This window comes from Lapillicoccus sp. (assembly GCF_046595215.1).
GTDB lineage: Bacteria > Actinomycetota > Actinomycetes > Actinomycetales > Dermatophilaceae > Lapillicoccus.
The window spans coordinates 1-5,302 of the sequence record NZ_JBKJPP010000135.1 but is presented as its reverse complement, the minus strand read 5'-3'; the positions used below and the strand labels follow the sequence as shown (position 1 = coordinate 5,302).

The following is a 5,302-nucleotide window of genomic DNA, read 5'->3' as shown; positions in this document are numbered from 1 at the left end:
AGGCCGTAGACCAGGAGGAAACCCGACGTCCAGCCCCAGATGAGGAAGGCGACGCACAGGAGGCCGTAGTCCGTCGGGGCCACCACGAGGGACCTGAGGACGGAGCTGGAGGCCTTCTCCGGGGCCGGTCCGACGCGCCTGGTCCTGGTGAGGAGCTCGGTGAGGATGAAGCTGAAGAAGAAGAGGTTGGCGACGAACACGAACGCGATGGGGAGCAGGAGCCAGCCGCGGGCGACGTCGGTGCGCTGCAGGCTCAGCAGCACGCCAAGGTGCAGCAGGCTGATCTTCGCGCAGTCGACCACGTGGTCGAGCCACTCGCCGGCCGCGGACCCCCCTCCCAACAAGCGCGCCAGCTGGCCGTCCGCCGAGTCGAAGGCATATCCGAGAGCCAGGAGCACGGCGACGGCGATGCCCAAGGACGCCGTCGGCCTCGTCGTGGCGATGAGCGCGATCCCCACGAGAGAGAGGGTGCCGCTGATCGCCGTCACCCTGTTGGGAGTCAGTCCGGCACGGAACCCCGCGGCGGCAATGACTCGCCCGAGCGGCCGGTTGACGAACCGCGAGTATGCCGGTGCGCCCCGGTTGGGCTTCTGGTGCGAACGGAGCCGGTCGATCGTCTGGGCCAGTGTCTCCGTGAGGCGTCGGTCCCCTGCGGGCTGTGTCACTGCGCGCCCTCTCTCGTTCGTCGGCCCGACCCTCTGTGTCCTCGGGGGCTGCCCCCGTCGGCCAGATCTCGACAGAGTCGATCGTAGGCGGCCGCGACCTCGTCCCAGTCGTAGCGGTCGGCCTCGGCCAGCGCGAGCTCACCCCGCGCGCGGATCTCGGCGGGCTGGCCGTCGGCCTCGTCCACCAGCCGGGCCACGTCGTCGGGGCCGTTCCAGTAGCGCCCTGACCCGCCCAGGACCTCCCGGTTGAAGGAGACGTCGAAGGCGTTCGTCGCCGCCCCCGCCCCGATCGCCCGCAGGAGTGAGGGGTTGGTGCCCCCAACCGAGTGGCCGTGCCAGTAGACGAAGGCGTTGGCATAGAGCTGGTCCAGGAGGTCCTGGTCCCACACGGACCCGAGGAAGCGCACCCGGTCGTCGGCAGCCTCGTGCACCTCAGCGGTGTAGCGGGCGCCGTAGGGCGCCCCGCCGACCACGACAAGCGGCGTCGTCGTGCCGCTGCGCGCGTACCCCCGCACGATCTCGGCGACGTGGTTCTCTCGCTCGAAGCGGGCGACGACGAGGTGGTAACCGGTCGGACGCAGACCCAGCGAGGAGACCTCGTCCGGTCGGGCCGACACTCGTGGTGCCCCGTAGCTGATCAGCCTGGTCGGCGCCCCGAACTCCGAGGTGTAGTAGTCGGCGATCCCGGTGGCGTCCGCGATGAGCGCGTCGGACCATCGCACCGACATCGACTCGGCCACGCGATAGTACTGCTGCGCGCGGGGACCCCACTTGCCCCGCTGCCACTCCAGGCCGTCCACGTGAGTGGCCACCGGCAGTCGCCGGAGGCGCAGGGCTGGGAGGAACGGCGCGTTCGCGGCGTTGAAGACCAGCACGGCATCCGGTCGGCCGTGCGTCACGACGTGCGCCACCGAGAGGAAGGTGTGGCTCAGAGTCTCGAGCGCCCGCCTCCGCAGAGCAGGGAGGGTCACCAGGCGCATTCCCTTGTGCCAGTCTGGTGCCGGGCCACCGGCGGCGGATCGGCAGTAGACGGTCACCTCATGACCGGCCTTCGCCAGACGGGAGCCCACCTCCTCGACACAGGTCTCAAAGCCCCCATATCGCGCCGGCACGCCCCGGGTGCCAATCATCGCGATGCGCATGGTGCCCTTCGGCCGCTGAGGGGTCGGGAGGTGGAAGACGCGAAATCGGAAGGACCACCCGATATGGGGGATCCTAGACGTGCAGATGGGGCGCACGCATCCCTGCATTGAGCGTGAGACGGTGCGGTTTCACGCTCCGTATGTTGGAAAGGCAGCGGTGGGGCAGAGCCTCGCTTAGCATGGTAACCCTGCCAGCTGGCGACGTAGCTGGATAGGACGCTGAGGAGGTCTACGGGGTGAGTTCAGTGCGGGTGGGTTACGCCCCTGGGGTGTATGACCTCTTCCACATCGGTCATCTGAACATTCTGCGTCTGGCAAAGTCCGGGTGCGACTACCTCATTGCGGGCGTCGTGTCCGATGACATGGCCGAGAGGGCAAAGGGTCAGCGACCCGTCATCCCGCTCGTGGAGCGCCTCGAGATCGTCCAGCACATCTCCTTCGTGGACGCCGTGCACGCCGAGATGGTCCCTGACAAGCTCGAGACCTGGAGCTCGCTGCACTTCAACGTCTTCTTCAAGGGTGACGACTGGAAGGGCACCCCGAAGGGACTGGACCTCGAGCGCAGATTTCGAGAGGTCGGCGTGCAGGTCGTCTATTTCCCCTACTCGGTGCACACCTCGAGCACGATGCTCCGCTCGGCCCTGCCGAGTCGCACCGCGTCCTGACCCCGACCAGCACCTGATCCGACCGGCCGCGTCAGGGTCCGGCGCACGCCGTAGGCTTGGGTCAACCCGCTGAGCAGTTCGACGCGGGCTCTTCGTGCTGTCCGGACAGGTTGGAACCGTTGCCCATGAGCTCACCTGCTGGCCCCACCCGTCTGACGGCAGTGACCTCGGTCTGGGGCGCCAGCCCCGCCGTGCGACGGGTGCTCGAGGCCGCGGCTGAGCGCTCACCACTCGTGGACGTCGCCGTCAGCAGCGGGGCCCGCGCAGCCCTGACCGCCCTGCTCGCCTCCCGCATGCAGAGCGCCCGTCAGCCGCTGCTCCTCGTGGCCGCGACCACCCGCGAGGCGGAGGATCTGGAGGCTGCTCTCGGCTCCTTCCTCGACCCTCGGACGGTCGCGACGTTCCCGAGCTGGGAGACCCTGCCGCACGAGCGGCTCAGCCCCCGCTCCGACACCGTCGGGCGACGTCTCGCCGTGCTGCGGCGCCTCACCCACCCCGAGACCGGGACGGATGCCGACCCGGCATACGGGCCGTTGTCCGTCGTTGTTGCGCCGGTCCGCGCCCTCCTGCAGCCGATCGCCAAGGGCCTGGGCGAGCTCGTGCCCGTCACGCTGCTCCCCGGGGATGAGCGCCCACTCGAGGACGTCGTCGACGCGCTCGCGGCCGTGGCCTACACGCGGACCGACCTCGTCGAGCGTCGGGGCGAGTTCGCGGTGCGTGGAGGGATCCTCGACGTCTTCCCGCCGACCGAGGAGCACCCGGTCCGGATCGAGTTCTGGGGCGACACGGTCGAGGAGATCCGCTGGTTCAAGGTCGCCGACCAGCGCAGCCTCGAGATCGCCGAGCACGGCCTGTGGGCCCCGCCGTGCCGCGAGGTCCTGCTCACCGACGCGGTGCGCGAGCGGGCCCGCCAGCTCGCCGACCAGCTGCCGGGCGTCGCCGACATGCTCGCCAAGGTGGCCGAGGGGATCGCCGTCGAGGGGATGGAGTCCCTGTCGCCGGCGCTGCTGCAGGACTCCGGCGGGATGGAGTCGGTCCTCGACGTCCTGCCCGCGGGCTCGATCGTCCTGCTGACCGACCCCGAGCGGGTCCGCACCCGCGCCCACGACCTCGTCGCCACCAGCGCCGAGTTCCTCGACGCGAGCTGGGCCAACGCGTCCGCCGGCAACGTCGTCCCGATCGACCTGCAAGGGGTCCTGGGCACGGCGTCCTACTGGTCGCTGGCCCAGGTGCGTGAGCACGCCCAGGCCCAGGGCCGACCGTGGTGGACCCTGACGTCCTTCGTCTCCGACGAGGAGCTGGCCGAGTTCGTCGATGACGACGACGTGTCGGAGCGGATCAACCTGGCCACCGCCGACGTCGACCCCTTCCGCGGCGACACCGAGGCCGCCGTCGCCCAGCTGCGCGACTGGACCGCGCAGCAGTGGCAGGTCGTCGTCGCCACGGACGGTCACGGCCTGGCCCGCCGCGTGCACGAGGTGCTCGGTGAGCACGAGGTGCCGACGACGCTCGAGCCGATGGGCGACGACATCACCCCCGGGCTCGTCCACGTCACCACCGGCTGCCTCGGCCGCGGGTTCGTCGACCCCGAGCGGCGCCTCGCCGTCGTCACCGAGAGCGACCTCACCGGGCAGCCGGGCCAGGGCGGCTCGACCAAGGACATGCGGCGGATGCCGTCACGTCGGCGGGGCCAGGTCGACCCCCTGCAGCTGCGTCCGGGTGACCACGTCGTGCACGAACAGCACGGCGTCGGACGCTTCGTCGAGATGATGCAGCGCACGGTCGGCGGCGCGACCCGGGAGTACCTCGTCCTCGAGTACGCCCCGTCCAAGAGGGGGCAGCCCGGCGACCGGCTGTTCGTCCCCACCGACCAGCTCGACCAGATCACGAAGTACGTCGGCGGCGAGGCGCCGTCCCTCAACAAGATGGGCGGCTCGGACTGGCACAAGACCAGGTCCCGGGCCAAGCGATACGTCAAACAGATCGCCGGCGACCTCATCCGCCTCTACAGCGCCCGGATGGCGACGAAGGGCCACGCGTTCGGGCCGGACACGCCCTGGCAGCGCGAGCTCGAGGACGCCTTCGCCTACGTCGAGACGCCCGACCAGCTCTCGAGCATCGAGGAGGTCAAGGCCGACATGGAGAAGGAGGTCCCCATGGACCGCCTCATTTGTGGCGACGTCGGCTACGGCAAGACCGAGATCGCGGTGCGGGCGGCGTTCAAGGCCGTGCAGGACGGCAAGCAGGTGGCCATCCTGTGCCCCACGACGCTGCTCGTGCAGCAGCACGCCAACACCTTCGCCGAGCGGTATGCCGGGTTCCCGGTCGTCGTGCGCGCGCTGTCGCGCTTCCAGAGCGACCGCGAGGCCAAGGCGGTCCTCGACGGCCTAGCCGACGGCTCGGTCGACCTCGTCATCGGCACCCACCGCATCCTGTCCAAGGAGGTGGCCTTCAAGGACCTCGGGCTCGTCGTCATCGACGAGGAGCAGCGCTTCGGCGTCGAGCACAAGGAGCAGCTCAAGGCGCTGCGCACCTCGCTCGACGTGCTCGCGATGTCGGCCACGCCGATCCCGCGCACGCTCGAGATGGCGGTGACCGGCATCCGCGAGATGTCGACGCTGCAGACGCCGCCCGAGGAGCGCCACCCGGTGCTCACCTACGTCGGCGCCTACGACGAGAAGACCCTGACGGCCGCGATCCGGCGCGAGCTGATGCGCGAGGGCCAGGTCTTCCTCGTGCACAACAAGGTGTCGACCATCGAGAAGGCCGCGGCCCGGGTGCGCGAGCTCGTGCCCGAGGCCCGCACCGCCGTGGCCCACGGCAAGATGGG

General features: G+C 70.1%; 4 protein-coding genes. 2 read left to right on the top strand and 2 right to left on the bottom strand.

Going from position 1 to position 5,302, the window contains the following annotated elements; genetic code table 11:
• A partial coding sequence (locus tag ACLL9L_RS11970) for a CDP-alcohol phosphatidyltransferase family protein (RefSeq protein WP_411284886.1) occupies positions 1 to 665 on the bottom strand: 665 nt, incomplete at its 3' end.
• Positions 662 to 1,807: a DUF1972 domain-containing protein gene (locus tag ACLL9L_RS11965; protein ID WP_411284885.1), complete on the bottom strand. Its 1,146-nt coding sequence runs from the start codon at positions 1,805 to 1,807 to the stop codon at positions 662 to 664. The genes ACLL9L_RS11965 and ACLL9L_RS11970, both read right to left, overlap by 4 nt.
• A gap of 245 nt (positions 1,808 to 2,052) precedes the next feature.
• On the opposite strand from ACLL9L_RS11965, the gene ACLL9L_RS11960 reads away from it, so the two are divergent.
• Both ACLL9L_RS11960 and ACLL9L_RS11955 read left to right on the top strand, forming a co-directional pair.
• The gene (locus ACLL9L_RS11960) at positions 2,053 to 2,472 is read left to right on the top strand and encodes an adenylyltransferase/cytidyltransferase family protein (protein WP_411284887.1); all 420 of its coding nucleotides are present in this window, start codon (positions 2,053 to 2,055) and stop codon (positions 2,470 to 2,472) included.
• A gap of 125 nt (positions 2,473 to 2,597) precedes the next feature.
• A partial coding sequence (locus ACLL9L_RS11955; RefSeq protein WP_411284884.1) for a transcription-repair coupling factor occupies positions 2,598 to 5,302 on the top strand: 2,705 nt, incomplete at its 3' end.

Excerpts from the sequence above, each read along its gene's own strand:
- ACLL9L_RS11965 (WP_411284885.1), bottom strand. The coding sequence starts at position 1,807 with ATGCGCATCGCGATGATTGGCACCCGGGGCGTGCCGGCGCGATATGGG.